Origin of the sequence: Escherichia sp. E1V33, assembly GCF_004211955.1 — a bacterium.
Lineage (GTDB): Bacteria > Pseudomonadota > Gammaproteobacteria > Enterobacterales > Enterobacteriaceae > Escherichia.
Map to the genome: position 1 here is coordinate 25,835 of NZ_RHJI01000012.1, position 20,690 is coordinate 46,524.

Consider the following 20,690-nt stretch of genomic DNA (forward strand, 5'->3'; position numbering starts at 1 on the left):
CGCCTGAAGATTATTTATTCTGGTAATCTTTCAGGATCTGCCGACCTGCAACGTAAATCATAATTTCGTCAGTACCACCGCCAATCCGTTCACAGCGGACATCACGCCAGAAGCGGGAGACGCGCGCCTCATCGGTATAGCCCAGACCGCCCATAATTTGAATCGCATCGTCAATGACTTCCATCGCAGTACGCGCGCAGTACAGTTTTGCCAGCGCCGCGCTGGTGCGCAGTGACTGATGCTGGTCAGCTTGCCACGCCACTTTCAGCACCATATTGCGCATGTTGTCGATCTTAATCGCCATCAGCGCCAGTTTTTCCTGGATCATCTGGTTATGACCAATGGGCTTACCAAAAGCAATACGCTGGTTGGCATAACGGGCGGCATCTTCAAAGGCGCATTCGGCAAAGCCGGTGCTGCGTGCGGCGTTGATCAGGCGTTCCATCTCAAAGTTGTACATCACATTGAGGAACCCCATTCCTTCTTCACCCACCATGTCGCTCTCTTCAACTTCCACGTTGTCGAGATAAACTTCGCAGGTGCTAAGCATATGCCAGCCGATTTTATGCAGCGGATTGATCTTAATGCCGGGCTTACTGGACTCTACCCACCACAGGGTGAAGGCTTTTTTCGGATCTTTCGGTTCCGGATCGCGCGCCAGCACCAGCATATACGGGTACTCTTTCGCACCGGTAATGAAGGTTTTCTGGCCGTTGATGTAAACCTTGCTATTTTTACGTGTGTAAGTGGTGGTGGCGCTGTTGTTATCTGAGCCAGCGCCTGGTTCCGTCAACGCCAGGGCATAGGCCGGATCGCCAGTTTCCAGGGTGCTTTCTGCCGTTTTACGTAGCTGCTCTTCAGAACCGAAACGGCGCATGCTGTGAATACACTGACCGTTGGTAATCAAAAAAGCCGGAGCACCGCATTTTGACACTTCCATCAGCGCCAGCATCTGGGTGACGTAATCCGCGGGGATGCCGCCGAACTCTTCCGGCACCCCAAGCATGGAAATGCCGTTATCCGCCAGCGCCCGCATAAACTCACGCGGATATGTACCGTTTTGATCGCAGGTGCGGAAATACTCTTCCGGAAAGTTAGTCGTAATCAACTCGCGAATACTGGCCAGCAGCAGTTCTTGTTCTTCAGTTAAAGAAAAATCCATCGTGATACTCCTGTTAATGAGCCGCTTCAGGCAGGACAAAACCCATCGCCGCATCGATAAATAATCTTTCGTCCATCAGTTTCAGTTCTGGCGAAATAACTGGTGTGAAATCCATTTTGTCGAGAATATCTTTTTGCAAATCAACGCCAGGGGCAATTTCGATTAAATGCAGACCGTCTTCTTTCAGGGTGAATACTGCGCGTTCAGTGATGTAACGAACATCCAGCCCCCGTTCGAGCGCTATTTTTCCGCTAAAAGTAATTTCCGGTAGTTCACGGATGAATTTATTTACCCGTCCTTCCTGGACGATGTTTAATTTACCATCGGCAATTTCTGTTTTTAAACTGCCCGCAGTTAACGTGCCGCAGAAAATGATTTTCTTCGATGTAGCGCTGATATCAATAAATCCACCGGTGCCCATGATCTTGCCATTGAATTTATGCACGCCGACGTTACCGTGCTGGTCGACTTCGGCAAAGCTCAAATAACAGACATCCAGACCACCGCCGTGGTAAAAATCGAACTGGGAAGTCATATCCAGAACGGCGCGGGTATTCACGTTCGCGCCAAAGGCGATACCTTGCGAAGTAATACCACCAATTGGGCCAGTTTCTACCGTCAGAATAAAGTCATCAGCACAACCTTCTTCCCGGGCGACCAGGCCAATACCGTCGGCAATACCGACACCGACATTCCCCACTGCACCTTTGCGCATTTCAAACAATGCGCGCCGCGCAACTAATTTACGCTGATTAAGAGGCAAGCTAAGTTTGGTGCTGTCATCCAGTGTGAAGTCACCAGAAATAAAACGATTAACTGGCGCACCGCCATACAGTTGGGTTTGGTCCGGATCGACCACCACAATATCGATAAGATAACCAGGAATACGGACAGCTTTAGGATGCAGCGTGGCTTTCTTAACCATCTTCTGCACCTGCATCATCACGATACCGCCGTTATTGTGCACCGCCTGGGCAATAACCAATGCATCGAGATACATCACTTCATCTTCAAAGGTAGCGTAGCCTTCGCTGTCGCAGGTGGTGGCGCGAATAAAGGCAATATCTGGCGCGATCGCTTTGTAATAGAGATATTCTTTATTATCAAACTCGACAAGTTTAATCAGATCTTCTTTGGTCACTTCATTCAGTTTGCCGCCTTGTTGGCGAGGGTCGACAAACGTTCCGATACCAATATCACTAATAATTCCTGGCTGGTGGGCAGCGGCGGCACGCAATGTTTGAGTGAGCACACCTTGTGGATAGTTATAGGCAACAATTTTATTTTGTTCTGCAAGCTCGGAAATACGCGGTGATTGTCCCCAATGGCCGCATAATGCCCATTTCACCAGACCTTCTTGCGCCAGCGGGCTAATACCACGATCGGCGCGATCGCCAAGCCCTGTAGGGCTAATAATCGATAAATTACGTGGTGTCTGAGTTTGTTTATATTTATCAGCAAGAGCGGTAATTAATGTGGTGGCTTCCAGAATACCGCCACCTGCACCTAAAACACAAAGTGTTGCTTCGTCGGGAATATAACTTACCGCTTCCTGTGCCGACAGGACCGGCACTCGTCCATTAATACGAGGTGGTTTTACAGGTTTCATTATTTTTTCCTGATTCAGGTGTGAATTTTTCTGCGCAAGAATTAAAAATAGCGCACAGATATCCACAGAATATTTTTAGCAAATACTCTTAAAAAATGTTTTTAATACGGCGGGAAAGGTTATTCCCGCCGGTACGTTATTTATTACGCCTGGTGCAAAATAGTTAATACTGTGCGCAAATCATTCACCGATATTTGCCCAGGCGCAGAGGCTTTTTTTACTGCGCCAAACGTTGCGGCCGAACCAAATACTTCACCAGCCAGACGGGAAATTACGCCAGTTTTTGCCATCGACATCGTGATGATTGGACGATCGGCATACTGCTCCTGCATCTCCAGGGTAGCGGCAAGCAACGTCAGGACATCGCTGGTGCTTTGCGGCATCAACGCAATTTTAGGAATATCGGCGTCGAAGGATTGCATTTTGCGCAGACGGGCAATGATTTCTTCGGCTTCCGGCGTTTTATGGAAGTCATGGTTGGACATGACAACTTTCACTTCATGCGCGTGGGCGTAGGCGACGGTTTCTTTAACCTGATCATCGCCGGTAAATAACTCCAGATCGATCATATCAACCAGGCCGCTGTCGATGGCTGCACGATTGAGTGCAATATAAGCCTCGGTGGAAATCGCCTGCTCGCCGCCTTCTTTGGCACTGCGGAAGGTAAACAGCAGCGGTTTTTCTGGCATGGTTTCACGGAGAATTTTTGCTGCCGCCATGACAGACTCCACATTGGAGAGGTCGGCAAAGTGGTCCACACGCCATTCCAGAATATCAAAGTCCGCTTCACGATAGGCGAGAGCTTCGGATTTCACGCTGGCGATATCTTTCGCCATCAGCGAGACGATGATTTTAGGTGCGCCCGCACCAATGACGAGATCTTTTACAGTTACGGTTTTCATTTTTTACCCTTTCTGCACGCGGTCAGCCTGTCAGGCACCGAACCCCATGACCTGTTTAACATATTCCAGAGGGAAATCTTTGCCAGTCCATAATGTGAACTGTTCAGCCCCTTGCCACAACAACATGCCGTATCCATCAATCGTTTTGCAACCAGCTTGTTGCGCCTGCTGCAATAACTTCGTCATATGCGGGTTATACACACATTCAGTGACCAGCAGTCCTGGATGTAACAAACTGATATCATTAACTAATGATTCATTTTCAAGAGGCTTCATACCTACTTTGGTGCCATTGGTCAAAATGTCGGCAGAAGCCAGTGCGTCGGCAAAAGCCTGCTTATCGGCGAGATCCGTGACCGTGACGATGCAATCGGTGTTTTCGTTGACCCGTTGTGCGAAGGCGAGGGCTTTATCGAAAAACTCGTCCCGACGGTTGAAGAGTTTAATTTCTTTTAAACCTTCAATTGCCCCCTGTGCGCCAATCGCCGTTGATGCGCCACCAGCACCTAGCAGCACCATCGTTTTGCCTTTGATATCAAAACCACTCTCTTTAATGGCGCGAATATGGCCCGTGCCGTCGGTGTTATAGCCGCGCAGGTAACCGTCATCATTAACGATGGTATTGATAGCGCCAACCAGTTTGGCTGCTGGCGTTAATTCATCGACATATTCACACGCCAGTTGTTTGTTGGGCATCGAAACACCGGTTCCGCGCATTTTTAAAGCTTTTAATCCTTCAATTGCTCCGGGAAAGCTATCGTTATCCACTTCAAAGGCCATATAGGTAAATGGCAATCCCGCTTTTTCTAAGGCTTTATTCTGCATTTCAGGCGATAAACTGTGGCGGATAGGATAGGCCATTAGCCCAATCAATTCATATTTAGCTGTAACATCCATAATTAACTCCTTTAACCTCTATGCTTAATTGTGCTTAACTGGGGTGCTAAAATTGCGTTCTCCAAACCGCACATCATTCTCAGGAATAATGAAGACGCGGTAATAGCGGATGAAAACAATAATTGCGGTAATCAGGGCCAGAAGCGCGAATGTAAAATCGAGAACGATGATGTATTGCAGGCCGATATTCGACAGATAACCGGTAATCAACGGAATAACAAAGTTGGCCAGACCACCCATCATCATATAAATACTGGTGACTTTGGCTTTGCTTTTGGGGAAAAACTCAGACATGACTGAAACGCCAAGCTGTAAAATACCGCCAGCAGCAGAGAAACCGATAACAAAAGCCCCGGCATTACAGACCAGTGGAGAAGGGTACAGATAAATGATCGCGGCGGTTACCGTTGCCAGTGCAGAGTTAAAAACGTTAGCCCAGATGGGACGTACCATTTTTTTCAGTAGTGCGGCAAAAATAAAGACACAAACCAGCGACCCCATACTGTAATAAGAGATAGTTTTTAATGCCTCGGATTCCGACATACCGGCAAATGCCATTGCGTATTTAGGCATCCACACCACTATCACATAAAAGGTCGAGAACGCGGCAACACCGAACAGTACCGATGAAACACCTTCCAGCCAGACTAACGGTTTGCTGTTCATTTGCGGCAATTCACTGGCTACGCTGGCGTCTACCAACTGGCTGGGGAATTTGCTTCTCAACAGCATTAACGTAATGAGTACAAACAGAATTCCCGGGATAATCAGTCCATAGCCGTACCAGATATTATTCAGCAGCATATAGCTCACCAGCATTGGATAGAGCATTTGCCCGAATGACACCATCGCTTTAACCAATATTACTGCCGAACCAGACGCTTTCGGGAAGCATTCCATTAACGCAGGGTATCCGCCAGTATCCAGCGCTGAGTTAGCGATACCAACGCATACGGCAAGGCAGTAGGCGATAGCTAAACTCGGACAGGCGGGAATACCAAAGAAGAACAGCAGATACATCACAGCAGCCATGAGTATCACTGCCCGACGACCAAATTTATCGGAGATCACGCCAAAGAATAAAATACTGATCAGACGGCCCAGACCGATCCCAGAAATTAAATAGGCGATACCGGCGTTATCGGTCGAAAATTTTTCTGCCAGAGATGACATATTTTGAGCAAGCGTAATAACACTAATGCCGTGTAGAAAATAACTGAAGTAAATACAAAGAACAGCCAGGATAAATGGCGTGCTGAAAGCCTTATTTTGAGACATTTTCACAGCTCCTTGCTGAAAGATAATTTTGTTACCGTACGTGTTGTTCTCCGCCGGTTTTCATAATCACTATACTGAAGATGATATTCTATGGGTACATGACATAAAGTTTATATTTCCAGGAATATTGCATATGATAGTTTGTTTTTGATCGCGATTTTCCGTAATTAGTGCAGAAAGAATAATTTATCCGTAAGATCTTGCATGAGCTGAAAAGAATATTGCATTACGCACCAGTAGCGACATTTTCCCTTAATGATGGGTGTTGTGCTTCTTTACGGCTGCGTAAGCCAATAAATAGTGCCAGTAAAAAACCGACGGCGGCGATGGCGGTATCGAACCACATAATATCGGCAATACTTCTTTGGGAAAGATGTGCAGTAATCAACGGGATGGTAAAGGTCGCAATACTGCCCGCGCTGTAATAGATCCCCGTAGCTTTGCCTTTGGCGTGGGGAAAACGAGCGGCCATTAACGTCAGGCCAATTTGTACAACACCGCCTGCGGAGGTAAAACCGATGACGAAAGCAAATATTATCACCACATAAAATGTGGGATGCAGGCTAACGGTGAGCAGGGCAATAAATGAGATAAAAGTGTACAGCATCAACAATGTTGTTGAACGAACCGCTTTGCTAATGAGTGGCGCGGTGATAAATACACAAAGTAGCGACCCTACGGTGTAGATACTAAGTAATTTGATCGACATTGTGTAAGACATACCTGCGACAAATTGTCCGTACTGTGCCAGCCACTGACTCACCAGATAAAAGGTTGCCATTGAGATATAACCATATAAGGTATAGCTGGCTAAATCGATAATTGAGCAGCGATGCTTCGTGGCGGTGGTGGGTTTCTTTATGTCAGGTAAGCGACGACCCGGATGTGGTGGGAAGGTACAGCGGTACAAAAAAAGACTGTTAATAATCATAATACCTGCGGCAATGATAAAGGACCATCCAAACCACAGTTCAGCCCATACCAGTAGACTAATAACTAACGGTAATAAGAATTGCCCGCAGGAGACAAATGCTTTAATCAAAATATTGGCTGTACCAGGCGAACGAGGAAATGCTTCCATCAGGCTGGGGTAGGTACCAGCATCAAGAAAACTATTCGCCATACCGGCGAGAAAGCCAAATACATACGCGATGATAATGTTATTTGCATGCAGAATGCCAAAAAAGAACATCAGATAGCAGCATATTCCCAGGATGATAAAAGGGCGTCGGCCAAAACGATCGGATAGTAATCCTGCAAAAAATAAGACACTTAACCGACCAATGCCTAATGATGAGATGACAATTGAGACGCCGGCAGCATTGGTCTGCCAGAGCGTCTCCAGCGAGGCCATATTCAAAGTCATCAAAATGACACCCATACCATGCACCAGGTAATTGAGATACAGCCCAAGCGCGGTAGGGAGGTAGGGATTTTTCATGAGATCTACTTAGCAATATTGCTTAAAAAAATTAATGTTGTTTTGTCAGCATCCGTTCATTCTTTTTGTAATGACGACTGTTATATCCCGTTAAAATATCAACACAGACGCTCCAGATCGTGAGCATATAATTCAGCTGCGACCGACTGGTAAATCTTCCAGTCAATAAAATTACCTTCTGGGTAGATACGTTGAAATGCGGTTAAATTAGGGAAAAAACGCATGGTGTTATTGCCGATGCGGTTGTTTATTTTTTCTATGATGGCGTGAAGATGCCTTTTTCTTTGCTGGCGCATTGCCAGCATTTTTTCAACTATCTCGACAGGAATATCTGTTTTTCCTTTCTCCCATTGTTGCCAGCTTTCACTGTCGCCCGTCAGGGCAATCCAGGTCGCACATTCATCAATGGTCATAGCAAAAATATGGCGTAGTGCCTGGAGTTCATAAGCGTTCATCGGGTCATGGCTGCATGAAAAATAGAATAAAGTATAAATAACATTATCAGCCTGCTTACGGCTTGAAGAGAGTCACAGTATCTTGTGCAACATTATTGGAAAGAACGAGAGGCGGGGTAATTAAGCAAAAAATGTTAAAAAAAAGCCCATCGTGGGAGATGGGCAAAGACTACACACAGCAATTCGTTGTTTCACTCAGGGGATTTCCATGCTTATAAATCAATATGTTGATTTATAACCGTGAGCTAATAGTAGGCATACGGCCTTTTTGCGTCGATCAGATTCGTCTCATTAGTTTAAAAACTGTAAAGAATTTGCGACAGGTACTACCAGCTGAATGGCGGTAAGCAGGAAAATATGGGGAAGAGCAAGCAAATATCAATTAGCGGTGGTTAACAATCAGGCGGCAGAGCCGCCTGATGAGAAATTACTTATTCGGTTTCTCGATTTCGCCAAGTTCTTCGAGAATTTCTTCCGGTTGGTCCGTCGGCGGCGGGACTTCTTCCACCCACGCGGCAAACAGACGCCAGGAAACGGCTAACAGAACCGGACCAATAAACAGACCGATCATCCCGAAAGCAATCAAACCACCAATAACGCCAGAGAGGATCAGGATCAGCGGTAAATCGGCACCCATGCGAATTAACATTGGGCGGATGACGTTATCCAGCGTGCCAACCACACCGCTCCACACTAACAATACCGTTCCCCAGGTGGTATCGCCGGTCCAGTAGAGCCAGATAATCGCCGGAATGAGTACCGGCAACGGGCCAAGCTGGACAAGGCAGGAAAGGATCATTAACACCGTTAGCAAAGTTGCATAAGGTACGCCGGATACGGCGAGGCCGATACCGCCAAGCACTGCCTGTACTAACGCCGTCACCACCACACCCAGCGCCACCGCGCGGATAGCCTGTGCCGCCAGCAGTACGGCGGCATCTCCGCGAACGCCTGCCAAACGGGTCGCAAAATGGCGAATGCCTTGTGCCACCTGTTCACCGCGCCAGTACAGCAGGGCGCTGAAGAGCAGCATCAGGGTACAATGCACCATAAAGCGCCCGATATGCGCGGCTTGCCCGACGAACCATGTGGTAGTGGTGCCAATATAAGGACGGACTTTCGCCATGATCGCCGTGCCCCCCATATCCAGCAAATTGTGCCAGCCTGCATACAGCTTCGCGCCAATCACCGGAATGGTATTCAGCCACGCTAAATCCGGTAATGTCATGTCACCGCTGGAAATGGCTTTAATTAGCGGACCGCTGCCATCGACGATACTGTTAACCAATAAGGCAATAGGGATGATAAACACCATCACTAATAACAGCGTCATCACCAGAACGGCGAGAGAGCGACGGCCAAACATGATCTTTTGCAAACGTAGCAATACCGGCCAGGTGGCGATAACCACCGTACCGGCCCATGTAAAGCCGAGAATAAAGGGTTGAACAATCCACAGACATGCCACAATCATGATGGCTAAAAACAGCACCGAAAGCAGAATTTGTGCGACATCCCTGGGCTGACGAACATTTACCATAACTACTTTTCACCTTTTTTGTGCGTCAAATCGTCGACGCGACGTGAACACGCGAAACTCACCTGCATAATGATGAGCAATTTCAGCGGTTTTTAACAGGCCGATTCTGCCCTTAATTCTGATGGGCGTGTTAGAAAAAAATGTGGTACAACAACTCATGCAACACGCAAACGATTTACTCGTCGTATTTCAAGTTGCATATGCTGCGGCTACGTTCGTTCACCCCAGTCACTTACTTTTGTAAGCTCCTGGAGTTCACTCGCTTGCCGCCTTCCTGCAACTCGAAATCCATAGAGTAAATAAACATCACCTTTCTGTGCGCTATTGCAGCCGCCTGAAAGAACAGTGTATCGACCTACATCACAGACCGCAGGAAAGGGTCAATATAATGATTCCACAGATTTCCCAGGCACCCGGCGTCGTTCAACTGGTGCTTAATTTTTTGCAAGAGCTGGAGCAACAAGGTTTTACCGGCGATACGGCGACAAGTTATGCCGATCGTCTGACAATGTCGACCGACAACAGTATTTACCAACTTCTCCCCGATGCGGTGGTATTTCCGCGTTCAACCGCAGATGTGGCGCTGATCGCCCGTCTTGCCGCGCAGGAACGCTATTCATCGCTGATCTTTACCCCCCGCGGCGGCGGCACCGGCACTAACGGTCAGGCGCTCAACCAGGGCATTATTGTTGATATGTCCCGCCATATGAACCGCATCATCGAAATTAACCCTGAAGAGGGCTGGGTGCGCGTTGAGGCCGGGGTGATAAAAGACCAACTCAATCAGTACCTGAAACCGTTCGGCTACTTTTTTGCGCCGGAACTTTCGACCAGCAACCGGGCAACGCTCGGTGGGATGATCAATACCGATGCATCCGGTCAGGGGTCGCTGGTCTATGGGAAAACGTCAGATCACGTGCTTGGCGTGCGGGCAGTGTTGTTGGGGGGAGATATTCTCGATACGCAACCTTTACCCGTCGAATTGGCTGAAACGTTGGGTAAAACCAATACCGCTATCGGGCGGATCTACAACACGGTTTATCAACGCTGCCGCCAGCAACGCCAGTTAATCATCGACAAATTCCCCAAACTTAACCGCTTTCTTACCGGTTATGACCTACGCCATGTCTTTAACGATGAAATGACCGAGTTCGATTTGACTCGCATTCTTACCGGATCAGAAGGGACGCTGGCCTTTATTACCGAAGCGCGACTGGATATTACTCGTCTGCCTAAAGTGCGCCGTCTGGTGAACGTCAAATATGACTCTTTTGACTCCGCGCTACGTAATGCGCCGTTTATGGTTGAGGCGCGAGCGCTTTCGGTAGAGACGGTGGACTCAAAAGTGCTGAATCTGGCGCGGGAAGATATTGTCTGGCATTCCGTCAGCGAGTTGATTACCGATGTGCCTGACAAAGAGATGCTCGGGCTGAACATTGTGGAATTTGCTGGTGATGATGAGGCGCTGATTGATGAGCGGGTAAATGCACTCTGTGCGCGGTTGGATGAGCTGATCGCCAGTCATCAAGCAGGTGTCATCGGCTGGCAGGTGTGCAGTGAGCTGGCAGGTGTTGAGCGTATTTATGCAATGCGCAAAAAAGCCGTCGGCCTGCTCGGTAATGCCAAAGGTGCCGCTAAGCCAATTCCGTTTGCTGAGGATACCTGCGTACCGCCGGAACATCTGGCCGATTATATTGCTGAATTTCGCGCGCTGCTCGACAGCCACGGCTTAAGCTACGGTATGTTCGGTCACGTCGACGCAGGTGTCTTGCACGTCCGTCCAGCGCTGGATATGTGCGATCCGCAACAAGAGATTTTGATGAAGCAAATCTCTGATGACGTGGTGGCGCTGACTGCGAAATACGGTGGTTTGTTGTGGGGCGAGCACGGCAAAGGTTTTCGCGCTGAATACAGCCCGGCGTTTTTCGGTGAGGAACTTTTTGCAGAACTGCGCAAAGTGAAAGCGGCATTTGACCCGCATAACCGACTCAACCCAGGGAAGATTTGCCCGCCAGAAGGTCTCGATGCGCCGATGATGAAAGTGGACGCGGTGAAGCGCGGTACATTCGATCGGCAGATCCCCATTGCGGTACGCCAGCAGTGGCGCGGTGCGATGGAGTGTAACGGCAACGGTTTATGCTTCAACTTTGATGCCCGTAGTCCGATGTGTCCGTCGATGAAGATCACCCAGAACCGGATTCATTCACCGAAAGGGCGCGCAACGCTGGTGCGTGAATGGCTGCGTTTGTTGGCGGATCGCGGCGTTGATCCACTCAAACTGGAACAAGAACTACCTGAATCCGGCGTCAGCTTGCGCACGTTAATTGCCCGCACGCGCAATAGCTGGCATGCAAATAAAGGCGAATATGACTTCTCGCACGAAGTGAAAGAGGCGATGTCGGGCTGCCTGGCATGTAAAGCGTGTTCGACTCAGTGCCCGATCAAAATTGATGTGCCGGAGTTTCGCTCTCGTTTCCTGCAACTCTATCACACGCGTTATCTACGCCCATTGCGCGACCATCTGGTGGCAACGGTCGAAAGTTACGCGCCGCTGATGGCGCGTGCGCCAAAGACTTTTAACTTCTTCATTAACCAGCCGCTGGTGCGCAAACTCTCGGAAAAACACATCGGTATGGTCGACTTGCCGCTGCTTTCAGTGCCGTCGTTGCAACAACAAATGGTGGGGCATCGCTCGGCAAACATGACGCTGGAACAGCTTGAAGCGCTCAGTACAGAACAGAAAGCACGCACGGTGTTGGTGGTGCAGGATCCTTTCACCAGTTATTACGATGCGCAGGTAGTGGCGGATTTTGTCCGTCTGGTCGAAAAATTAGGTTTCCAGCCTGTGTTACTGCCATTTTCGCCAAATGGAAAAGCCCAGCATATCAAAGGTTTTCTCAATCGATTTGCGAAGACGGCGAAAAAGACGGCGGATTTCCTTAACCGCATGGCGAAACTGGGTATGCCAATGGTGGGTGTCGATCCGGCACTGGTGCTCTGTTATCGCGATGAATATAAACTGGTTCTGGGCGAGGAGCGTGGCGAGTTTAACGTCTTACTGGCGAATGAGTGGCTGGCAAGCGCACTTGAGCCACAGCCGATGGCTACAGTCAGCGGTGAATCATGGTATTTCTTTGGTCACTGTACCGAAGTTACCGCCTTGCCGGGTGCGCCAGCACAATGGGCCGCGATATTTGCCCGTTTTGGCGCGAAACTGGAAAATGTCAGCGTGGGTTGCTGCGGCATGGCAGGGACTTACGGACATGAAGCGAAAAACCATAAGAACTCGCTCGGGATCTATGAGTTATCCTGGCATCAGGCTATGCAGCGACTGCCGCGTAATCGCTGTCTGGCGACCGGGTATTCTTGCCGTAGTCAGGTAAAACGGGTTGAAGGCACAGGGGTACGCCATCCTGTGCAGGCTTTACTGGAGATTATTAAATGATATGGAAACGTAAAATCACTCTGGAAGCACTGAATGCCATGGGTGAAGGAAACATGGTGGGATTGCTGGATATTCGTTTTGAACATATTGGTGATGAAACGCTTGAAGCAACAATGCCGGTAGACTCGCGGACAAAGCAGCCTTTTGGGCTGCTACATGGCGGGGCGTCTGTGGTGCTGGCTGAAAGTATTGGTTCCGTTGCCGGGTATTTATGTACCGAAGGCGAGCAAAAAGTCGTTGGCCTGGAAATCAATGCTAACCATGTTCGCTCGGCACGAGAAGGGCGGGTACGCGGCGTTTGTAAACCGCTGCATCTCGGTTCACGTCATCAGGTATGGCAGATCGAAATCTTCGATGAGAAAGGGCGTTTGTGTTGTTCATCACGATTGACGACCGCCATTTTGTGACGTTGTCACCAGAAAAGTGTGATGCATATTGCTTTTGGTTATTATCTGCGCAGTAAACGGTGGTATACTGTGCAGGTCTTGTCTAAAGCGAGGATGCTATGTCTACTCAACTTAATCCCACCCAGCTGGCTATCGAATTTTTACGCCGTGACCAAAGCAATCTTTCACCCGCTCAATATCTCAAGCGTCTGAAACAACTCGAACTTGAATTTACTGACCTGCTTACCCTCTCTTCTACGGAACTGAAAGAAGAAATCTACTTCGCCTGGCGTCTGGGCGTGCATTAATCGCTACTGAACATAGTCTGAACGCCCATCGACCTGGATTAACATCTGTCCAGGTCTGACGATTGCTCTCTGACCGTCCTCCCGTTGTTACCTGCCTGATATTGCTCAAAAATAACACAAATCGCAGTTTGTGTTAAAACGGCGCCGCAGTCTTATGAGATTATTCTTATCGCCCCTTCAAGAGCTAAGCCACTTTGAGTGCCGGAGATAAGCGCCGGATGGGGTAGAAACCCTTAAGCCTGTGATGCACAGACTTAAGGGTTTTCTTATTTCAGAACTCGCCACTTTTTTACCTATCTCTTAAATAGTCATTTTCGATACAACTTTTTCTTTTCCATCACAGCCTTAACGCCACTTTGATAATAACCATTATCTAACAACGAGATACCTAATTCTTAGCATCCCTGTTAACCCTCTTATCAGGGTCTATGCTTATTAAATACAGGCAAAAAGCATGTTTTACGCTAAAGCCCCTGCGTTTGCTGGGTTGAACTGATAATCATTATCACTAACATGCTGTTATCCGCTGAAAGCGATGAAGTGAGGTAAATCGATGGACATGCATTCAGGAACGTTTAATCCAGAGGATTTCGCCTGGCAAGGCTTAACGTTAACACCCGCAGCCGCGGCGCATATCCGTGAGTTGGTCGAGAAGCAGTCGGGCATGGTCGGCGTGCGTTTAGGTGTCAAACAAACAGGCTGCGCGGGCTTTGGCTATGTGCTCGACAGCGTCAGCGAGCCAGAGAAAGACGATCTGCTGTTTGAACGTGACGGCGCGAAACTGTTCGTCCCGCTGCAAGCGATGCCATTTATTGATGGCACGGAAGTCGATTTCGTTCGCGAAGGACTTAATCAGATATTCAAATTTCACAACCCGAAAGCCCAGAATGAATGTGGCTGTGGCGAAAGCTTTGGGGTATAGGCGGTACTATGTCTCGTAATACTGAAGCAACTGACGATGTCAAAACCTGGACCGGCGGCCCGCTGAATTATAAAGAAGGATTCTTCACCCAGTTAGCCACTGATGAGCTGGCAAAGGGGATAAACGAAGAGGTGGTGCGCGCAATTTCGGCGAAGCGTAATGAGCCGGAGTGGATGCTGGAGTTTCGTCTCAACGCCTATCGCGCATGGCTGGAAATGGAAGAGCCGCACTGGCTGAAAGCGCACTACGACAAGCTGAATTATCAGGATTACAGCTATTACTCGGCGCCGTCGTGCGGTAATTGTGACGACACCTGTGCGTCGGAACCTGGCGCGGTACAGCAAACTGGCGCGAACGCGTATTTAAGTAAAGAGGTGGAGGCTGCGTTTGAGCAGCTAGGTGTTCCCGTGCGGGAAGGCAAAGAGGTGGCTGTAGATGCCATTTTCGACTCTGTTTCGGTTGCCACCACTTATCGCGAAAAACTGGCGGAGCAGGGAATTATTTTTTGTTCCTTTGGCGAGGCGATCCACGATCACCCGGAACTGGTGCGTAAATATCTCGGCACCGTGGTGCCGGGGAATGACAACTTCTTTGCCGCACTTAATGCGGCGGTCGCCTCTGACGGTACGTTTATTTATGTGCCTAAAGGCGTGCGCTGCCCGATGGAGCTTTCCACCTATTTCCGCATTAACGCGGAAAAAACCGGGCAGTTTGAGCGCACCATTCTGGTGGCCGACGAAAACAGCTACGTCAGCTACATTGAAGGCTGTTCCGCTCCGGTGCGTGACAGCTATCAACTACACGCTGCGGTGGTGGAAGTCATCATCCATAAAAACGCCGAGGTGAAATATTCCACGGTACAAAACTGGTTCCCTGGTGATAACAACACCGGCGGTATTCTCAACTTCGTCACCAAGCGAGCTTTGTGCGAAGGGGAAAACAGCAAAATGTCATGGACGCAATCGGAAACCGGTTCAGCCATTACGTGGAAATACCCCAGCTGCATTCTGCGCGGCGATAACTCCATTGGTGAGTTTTACTCAGTGGCACTGACCAGCGGTCATCAGCAGGCTGATACCGGCACCAAGATGATCCACATCGGCAAAAACACCAAATCAACCATTATCTCGAAAGGGATCTCCGCCGGACACAGCCAGAACAGCTATCGCGGATTAGTGAAAATCATGCCGACGGCGACCAACGCGCGCAACTTCACTCAGTGCGACTCAATGCTGATTGGCGCTAATTGTGGGGCGCATACCTTCCCGTATGTTGAGTGTCGTAACAACAGTGCGCAACTGGAGCACGAGGCAACGACATCACGTATTGGTGAAGATCAACTGTTTTACTGCCTGCAACGCGGGATTAGTGAAGAAGACGCCATCTCGATGATTGTTAACGGTTTCTGCAAAGACGTGTTCTCGGAGCTGCCGCTGGAATTTGCCGTTGAAGCACAAAAACTCCTCGCCATCAGTCTTGAACACAGCGTCGGATAAGGAATAAACATGTTAAGTATTAAAGATTTACACGTCAGCGTGGAAGATAAAACTATTCTGCGTGGATTAAGCCTCGATGTTCGTCCCGGCGAAGTTCACGCCATTATGGGGCCAAACGGTTCGGGCAAAAGTACCTTATCGGCAACGCTTGCCGGGCGAGAAGATTATGAAGTGACGGGCGGCACGGTTGAGTTTAAAGGCAAAGATTTGCTTGAGCTGTCGCCGGAAGATCGCGCGGGCGAAGGCATCTTTATGGCTTTCCAGTATCCGGTGGAAATCCCTGGCGTCAGCAACCAGTTTTTCCTGCAAACGGCACTTAATGCGGTGCGCAGCTATCGCGGTCAGGAATCTCTCGACCGCTTCGATTTTCAGGATTTGATGGAAGAGAAAATCGCGCTGTTGAAGATGCCGGAAGATTTATTGACCCGTTCGGTAAACGTTGGTTTTTCCGGTGGCGAGAAAAAGCGCAACGATATTTTGCAAATGGCGGTGCTGGAACCGGAGTTATGCATTCTTGATGAGTCGGACTCCGGGCTGGATATCGACGCATTAAAAGTGGTTGCTGATGGCGTGAACTCGCTGCGTGACGGCAAGCGTTCATTCATCATTGTTACGCACTACCAACGCATTCTTGACTACATCAAGCCTGATTACGTCCATGTGTTGTATCAGGGGCGAATCGTGAAATCCGGCGATTTCACGTTGGTCAAACAACTGGAGGAGCAGGGTTATGGCTGGCTTACCGAACAGCAGTAACGCGCTGCAACAGTGGCACCACTTGTTTGAAGCCGAAGGGGCGAAACGCTCCCCCGAAGCTCAGCAGCATTTACAACAATTGCTGCGTACCGGACTGCCGACACGTAAACACGAACACTGGAAATATACGCCACTGGAAGGGCTGACTAATAGCCAGTTTGTCAGCATTACCGGGGAGATATCTCCAGATCAGCGTGATGCCTTAGCGTTAACGTTAGACGCCGTGCGCCTGGTGTTCGTCGATGGACGTTACGTGTCAGCACTTAGCGATGCAACTGAAGGCAGCGGATATGAAGTGAGCATTAACGACGACCGTCAGGGATTGCCCGACGCTATTCAGGCGGAAGTGTTTCTCCATCTGACGGAAAGCCTGGCGCAAAGCGTTACGCATATTGCCGTGAAGCGCGGTCAACGACCTGCAAAGCCATTGCTGTTAATGCATATTACCCAGGGCGTGGCAGGTGAAGAGGTGAATACAGCCCATTACCGCCATCATCTGGAACTGGCGGAGGGTGCCGAAGCGACAGTGATTGAACATTTCGTCAGCCTGAATGACGCTCGTCATTTCACCGGCGCACGGTTTACTATCAACGTCGCAGCAAACGCCCACTTGCAGCATATCAAACTGGCGTTTGAAAACCCGGTCAGTCACCACTTTGCCCATAACGATTTGTTGCTGGCAGACGATGCCACCGCATTTAGCCACAGTTTCCTGCTTGGTGGCGCAGTGTTACGACACAACACCAGTTCGCAACTCAATGGCGAAAACAGCACGCTGCGGATCAATAGCCTGGCGATGCCGGTGAAAAATGAAGTGTGCGATACCCGCACCTGGCTGGAACACAATAAAGGTTTTTGTAATAGCCGCCAGTTGCACAAAACTATCGTCAGCGACAAAGGTCGCGCGGTGTTTAACGGTTTGATCAACGTGGCGCAGCACGCCATCAAAACTGACGGTCAGATGACCAACAATAATCTGCTGATGGGCAAACTGGCCGAAGTGGATACCAAACCACAGCTGGAAATCTATGCTGATGATGTGAAATGCAGCCACGGCGCGACGGTGGGGCGTATTGATGACGAACAGATGTTTTATCTGCGCTCGCGCGGGATCAATCAGCAGGATGCCCAGCAGATGATCATCTACGCCTTTGCTGCCGAACTGACGGAAGCATTGCGTGATGAGGGGCTTAAACAGCAGGTGCTGACCCGAATCGGTCAACGGCTGCCGGGAGGTACAAGATGACTTTTTCCGTCGACAAAGTGCGGGCCGATTTTCCAGTACTTACGCGAGAGGTTAACGGTCTGCCACTGGCTTATCTCGACAGCGCCGCCAGCGCGCAGAAACCGAGTCAGGTTATTGATGCAGAGGCCGAATTCTATCGCCACGGCTACGCGGCAGTGCATCGCGGCATTCATACGTTAAGCGCCCAGGCGACTGAGAAAATGGAGAACGTGCGCAAGCGTGCTTCGCTGTTTATCAATGCCCGTTCGGCGGAAGAGCTGGTGTTTGTGCGCGGCACGACGGAAGGCATTAATCTTGTCGCTAATAGCTGGGGCAACAGCAATGTGCGGGCAGGCGACAATATCATCATTAGCCAAATGGAACATCATGCCAATATTGTTCCCTGGCAAATGCTTTGCGCGCGCGTTGGTGCAGAGCTGCGTGTGCTCCCTCTTAACCCCGACGGTACGCTGCAACTGGAGATGCTACCTAATCTGTTTGATGAGAAAACTCGCCTGCTGGCAATTACCCATGTCTCCAACGTACTAGGCACGGAAAATCCGCTGGCGGAGATGATCACGCTTGCACACCAGCATGGCGCAAAAGTACTGGTAGATGGTGCTCAGGCGGTGATGCATCATCCGGTGGATGTTCAGACTCTGGATTGCGATTTCTACGTTTTCTCCGGGCATAAACTGTATGGCCCTACCGGCATTGGCGTGCTATATGTCAAAGAAGCCTTGTTGCAGGAGATGCCACCGTGGGAAGGCGGTGGCTCAATGATCGCCACCGTCAGCCTTAGTGAAGGCACTACATGGACCAAAGCGCCGTGGCGGTTTGAAGCAGGTACGCCTAATACGGGAGGTATTATTGGCCTTGGTGCGGCGCTGGAATATGTTTCGGCGCTGGGGCTTAACAACATTGCCGAGTATGAGCAAAATCTGATGCATTACGCATTGTCGCAGTTGGCTGCGGTGCCGGATCTCACTCTCTATGGTCCGCCAGACAGACTTGGCGTTATTGCCTTTAATCTCGGCAAACACCACGCCTATGACGTCGGCAGTTTTCTTGATAACTACGGTATTGCAGTGCGTACCGGACATCACTGTGCGATGCCCTTAATGGCCTTTTACAACGTCCCTGCGATGTGTCGGGCGTCGCTGGCAATGTACAACACCCATGAAGAAGTGGATCGTCTGGTGACTGGATTGCAACGTATCCATCGTTTGCTGGGATAACAGGGAGGCTCTATGGCTGTATTGCCGGATAAAGAAAAATTGCTGCGTAACTTTTTACGCTGCGCCAACTGGGAAGAGAAATATCTCTACATTATTGAACTGGGACAGCGTCTGCCAGAATTACACGACGAAGACAGAAGCCCGCAAAATAGCATTCAGGGCTGCCAGAGCCAGGTGTGGATTGTGATGCGTCAGAATGCGCAGGGAATTATTGAATTACAGGGCGACAGCGATGCGGCCATTGTGAAAGGACTTATTGCAGTCGTTTTTATTCTCTATGATCAAATGACGCCCCAGGATATTGTCAATTTCGATGTGCGTCCGTGGTTTGAAAAAATGGCGCTCACCCAACATCTCACTCCATCACGCTCACAAGGTCTGGAAGCGATGATTCGCGCAATTCGCGCCAAAGCCGCTGCACTTAGCTAAACTAAAGGAACAGCTTTCATCCGGCAGGCTCACTTTGCCGGATGGCCGATGTTTACACTGGCCTGCACAGGAGTGTTTCGGTTCAGGTAAACATAAGCGCCATCCGTCGTTTCAGCGTGAGTCTCCGGCAAATACAGGAGGTTTACAATGAAACGCGCGTCTTTGCTAACACTGACTCTTATCGGCGCTTTCAGCGCCATCCAGGCAGCCTGGGCGGTAGATTACCCGCTCCCACCAACCGGAAGCCGACTGGTTGGGCAAAATCAAACCTACACGGTGCAAGAGGGGGATAAAAACCTTCAGGCTATTGCCCGTCGTTTTGATACTGCGGCGATGTTGATCCTTGAAGCCAATAACACTATTGCCCCAGTGCCAAAACCAGGCACGACAATAACCATTCCTTCGCAACTGTTATTACCTGATGCACCGCGCCAGGGGATTATCGTGAACCTTGCGGAACTGCGCCTTTATTATTATCCGCCGGGAGAAAATATTGTGCAGGTCTACCCGATAGGTATTGGCTTGCAGGGGCTGGAAACACCAGTGATGGAAACACGGGTAGGGCAGAAAATCCCCAATCCTACCTGGACGCCCACGGCGGGTATTCGTCAGCGTTCACTGGAGCGAGGCATCAAATTACCGCCAGTTGTTCCAGCCGGGCCGAATAACCCTCTGGGACGCTACGCACTGCGCCTGGCGCACGGCAACGGCGAATACCTCATTCATGGTACCAGCGCGCCGGACAGCGTCGGTTTGCGCGTCAGTTCGGGCTGTATTCGTATGAATGCACCGGATATTAAAGCACTGTTCTCCAGCGTAAGAACGGGAACACCGGTGAAAGTGATCAATGAGCCGGTGAAATACTCCGTAGAACCGAACGGGATGCGTTATGTTGAAGTGCATCGACCGTTATCGGCAGAAGAGCAGCAGAACGTTCAGACAATGCCGTACGCACTGCCTGCAGGCTTCACGCAATTTAAAGACAATAAGGCTGTAGATCAGAAGTTAGTCGATAAAGCATTGTATCGTCGGGCAGGGTATCCGGTTGCGGTGAGCAGCGGAGCGGCACCCGTGGCCAGCAATGCACCAGCAGTAGACTCAGCGCAGAATGGTGAACCAGAGCAAGGGAATATGTTACGTGCGACGCAATAGGCGTAATTAGCAGGCAAAAAAAATGGCGCACAATGTGCGCCATTTTTCA

Annotated in this window: 17 protein-coding genes, 1 other RNA gene and 1 pseudogene; 10 read left to right on the forward strand and 9 right to left on the reverse strand. The window is 49.7% G+C overall.

Features of this window, described 5'->3' with window-relative positions; all coding sequences use genetic code 11:
- Window positions 1-10: 10 nt before the first annotated feature.
- The 9 genes and pseudogenes from D9742_RS12610 to ydiK form a co-directional block, all read right to left on the reverse strand.
- Window positions 11-1,162, reverse strand: a complete 1,152-nt coding sequence (locus tag D9742_RS12610) for an acyl-CoA dehydrogenase (protein WP_130237110.1) — start codon at window positions 1,160-1,162, stop codon at window positions 11-13.
- Between the two features lie 13 nt (window positions 1,163-1,175).
- Entirely contained in the window at window positions 1,176-2,771 is a 1,596-nt protein-coding gene (locus tag D9742_RS12615; protein WP_130237111.1) for an acyl CoA:acetate/3-ketoacid CoA transferase, read from the reverse strand.
- A 143-nt stretch (window positions 2,772-2,914) separates the two neighbouring features.
- Complete coding sequence (gene aroD / locus D9742_RS12620; RefSeq protein ID WP_130237112.1) at window positions 2,915-3,673, reverse strand: type I 3-dehydroquinate dehydratase; 759 nt, start codon at window positions 3,671-3,673, stop codon at window positions 2,915-2,917.
- Window positions 3,674-3,703: 30 nt separating this feature from the next.
- The gene (gene ydiB / locus D9742_RS12625) at window positions 3,704-4,570 is read right to left on the reverse strand and encodes a quinate/shikimate dehydrogenase (RefSeq protein ID WP_130237113.1); all 867 of its coding nucleotides are present in this window, start codon (window positions 4,568-4,570) and stop codon (window positions 3,704-3,706) included.
- Between the two features lie 11 nt (window positions 4,571-4,581).
- Window positions 4,582-5,848 (reverse strand): annotated as a pseudogene (locus tag D9742_RS12630) (MFS transporter).
- Between the two features lie 226 nt (window positions 5,849-6,074).
- Window positions 6,075-7,289, reverse strand: coding sequence for an MFS transporter (locus D9742_RS12635; RefSeq protein ID WP_130237115.1), 1,215 nt, complete (start codon window positions 7,287-7,289; stop codon window positions 6,075-6,077).
- 98 nt (window positions 7,290-7,387) lie between these two features.
- Entirely contained in the window at window positions 7,388-7,744 is a 357-nt protein-coding gene (locus tag D9742_RS12640) for a YdiL family protein (protein WP_130237116.1), read from the reverse strand.
- Window positions 7,745-7,878: 134 nt separating this feature from the next.
- Window positions 7,879-7,986, reverse strand: an RNA gene (gene rprA / locus D9742_RS12645) — antisense sRNA RprA.
- Window positions 7,987-8,171: 185 nt separating this feature from the next.
- Window positions 8,172-9,284, reverse strand: a complete 1,113-nt coding sequence (gene ydiK / locus D9742_RS12650) for an AI-2E family transporter YdiK (protein WP_130237117.1) — start codon at window positions 9,282-9,284, stop codon at window positions 8,172-8,174.
- A 388-nt stretch (window positions 9,285-9,672) separates the two neighbouring features.
- On the opposite strand from ydiK, the gene D9742_RS12655 reads away from it, so the two are divergent.
- The 10 genes from D9742_RS12655 to ldtE all read left to right on the forward strand — a co-directional run bounded on the left by D9742_RS12655 (window position 9,673) and on the right by ldtE (window position 20,641).
- Complete coding sequence (locus tag D9742_RS12655; RefSeq protein WP_130237118.1) at window positions 9,673-12,729, forward strand: FAD-binding and (Fe-S)-binding domain-containing protein; 3,057 nt, start codon at window positions 9,673-9,675, stop codon at window positions 12,727-12,729.
- Window positions 12,726-13,136, forward strand: a complete 411-nt coding sequence (gene menI, locus D9742_RS12660; RefSeq protein ID WP_088376203.1) for a 1,4-dihydroxy-2-naphthoyl-CoA hydrolase — start codon at window positions 12,726-12,728, stop codon at window positions 13,134-13,136. Before D9742_RS12655 ends, menI begins: the two co-directional genes overlap by 4 nt.
- 98 nt (window positions 13,137-13,234) lie before the next feature.
- Complete coding sequence (locus tag D9742_RS12665) at window positions 13,235-13,423, forward strand: YdiH family protein (RefSeq protein WP_130237119.1); 189 nt, start codon at window positions 13,235-13,237, stop codon at window positions 13,421-13,423.
- A gap of 553 nt (window positions 13,424-13,976) precedes the next feature.
- On the forward strand, window positions 13,977-14,345 hold the full coding sequence (gene sufA / locus D9742_RS12670; protein WP_064530064.1) for a Fe-S cluster assembly scaffold SufA: 369 nt from the start codon (window positions 13,977-13,979) through the stop codon (window positions 14,343-14,345).
- Window positions 14,346-14,353: 8 nt separating this feature from the next.
- A complete protein-coding gene (gene sufB / locus D9742_RS12675; RefSeq protein ID WP_130237120.1) occupies window positions 14,354-15,841 on the forward strand; it encodes a Fe-S cluster assembly protein SufB in 1,488 nt (495 codons plus the stop codon).
- A 9-nt stretch (window positions 15,842-15,850) separates the two neighbouring features.
- Complete coding sequence (gene sufC / locus D9742_RS12680; protein ID WP_130237121.1) at window positions 15,851-16,597, forward strand: Fe-S cluster assembly ATPase SufC; 747 nt, start codon at window positions 15,851-15,853, stop codon at window positions 16,595-16,597.
- Window positions 16,572-17,843, forward strand: coding sequence for a Fe-S cluster assembly protein SufD (gene sufD, locus D9742_RS12685; protein WP_130237122.1), 1,272 nt, complete (start codon window positions 16,572-16,574; stop codon window positions 17,841-17,843). Before sufC ends, sufD begins: the two co-directional genes overlap by 26 nt.
- Window positions 17,840-19,060, forward strand: a complete 1,221-nt coding sequence (sufS, locus tag D9742_RS12690) for a cysteine desulfurase SufS (protein ID WP_130237123.1) — start codon at window positions 17,840-17,842, stop codon at window positions 19,058-19,060. The genes sufD and sufS overlap by 4 nt, the downstream gene beginning before the upstream one ends.
- Window positions 19,061-19,072: 12 nt before the next feature.
- A complete protein-coding gene (gene sufE / locus D9742_RS12695) occupies window positions 19,073-19,489 on the forward strand; it encodes a cysteine desulfuration protein SufE (RefSeq protein ID WP_000279727.1) in 417 nt (138 codons plus the stop codon).
- A gap of 147 nt (window positions 19,490-19,636) precedes the next feature.
- A complete protein-coding gene (gene ldtE / locus D9742_RS12700; protein ID WP_130237124.1) occupies window positions 19,637-20,641 on the forward strand; it encodes a L,D-transpeptidase LdtE in 1,005 nt (334 codons plus the stop codon).
- The last annotated feature ends 49 nt before the right edge of the window (window positions 20,642-20,690 follow it).

Bases quoted from the DNA above. Each gene is read 5' to 3' on its own strand.
- D9742_RS12610 (WP_130237110.1), bottom strand. From the start codon at position 1,162: ATGGATTTTTCTTTAACTGAAGAACAAGAACTGCTGCTGGCCAGTATT.
- D9742_RS12615 (WP_130237111.1), bottom strand. From the start codon at position 2,771: ATGAAACCTGTAAAACCACCTCGTATTAATGGACGAGTGCCGGTCCTG.
- aroD (WP_130237112.1), bottom strand. From the start codon at position 3,673: ATGAAAACCGTAACTGTAAAAGATCTCGTCATTGGTGCGGGCGCACCT.
- ydiB (WP_130237113.1), bottom strand. From the start codon at position 4,570: ATGGATGTTACAGCTAAATATGAATTGATTGGGCTAATGGCCTATCCT.
- D9742_RS12635 (WP_130237115.1), bottom strand. From the start codon at position 7,289: ATGAAAAATCCCTACCTCCCTACCGCGCTTGGGCTGTATCTCAATTAC.
- D9742_RS12640 (WP_130237116.1), bottom strand. From the start codon at position 7,744: ATGAACGCTTATGAACTCCAGGCACTACGCCATATTTTTGCTATGACC.
- ydiK (WP_130237117.1), bottom strand. From the start codon at position 9,284: ATGGTAAATGTTCGTCAGCCCAGGGATGTCGCACAAATTCTGCTTTCG.
- D9742_RS12655 (WP_130237118.1), top strand. From the start codon at position 9,673: ATGATTCCACAGATTTCCCAGGCACCCGGCGTCGTTCAACTGGTGCTT.
- menI (WP_088376203.1), top strand. From the start codon at position 12,726: ATGATATGGAAACGTAAAATCACTCTGGAAGCACTGAATGCCATGGGT.
- D9742_RS12665 (WP_130237119.1), top strand. From the start codon at position 13,235: ATGTCTACTCAACTTAATCCCACCCAGCTGGCTATCGAATTTTTACGC.
- sufA (WP_064530064.1), top strand. From the start codon at position 13,977: ATGGACATGCATTCAGGAACGTTTAATCCAGAGGATTTCGCCTGGCAA.
- sufB (WP_130237120.1), top strand. From the start codon at position 14,354: ATGTCTCGTAATACTGAAGCAACTGACGATGTCAAAACCTGGACCGGC.
- sufC (WP_130237121.1), top strand. From the start codon at position 15,851: ATGTTAAGTATTAAAGATTTACACGTCAGCGTGGAAGATAAAACTATT.
- sufD (WP_130237122.1), top strand. From the start codon at position 16,572: ATGGCTGGCTTACCGAACAGCAGTAACGCGCTGCAACAGTGGCACCAC.
- sufS (WP_130237123.1), top strand. From the start codon at position 17,840: ATGACTTTTTCCGTCGACAAAGTGCGGGCCGATTTTCCAGTACTTACG.
- sufE (WP_000279727.1), top strand. From the start codon at position 19,073: ATGGCTGTATTGCCGGATAAAGAAAAATTGCTGCGTAACTTTTTACGC.
- ldtE (WP_130237124.1), top strand. From the start codon at position 19,637: ATGAAACGCGCGTCTTTGCTAACACTGACTCTTATCGGCGCTTTCAGC.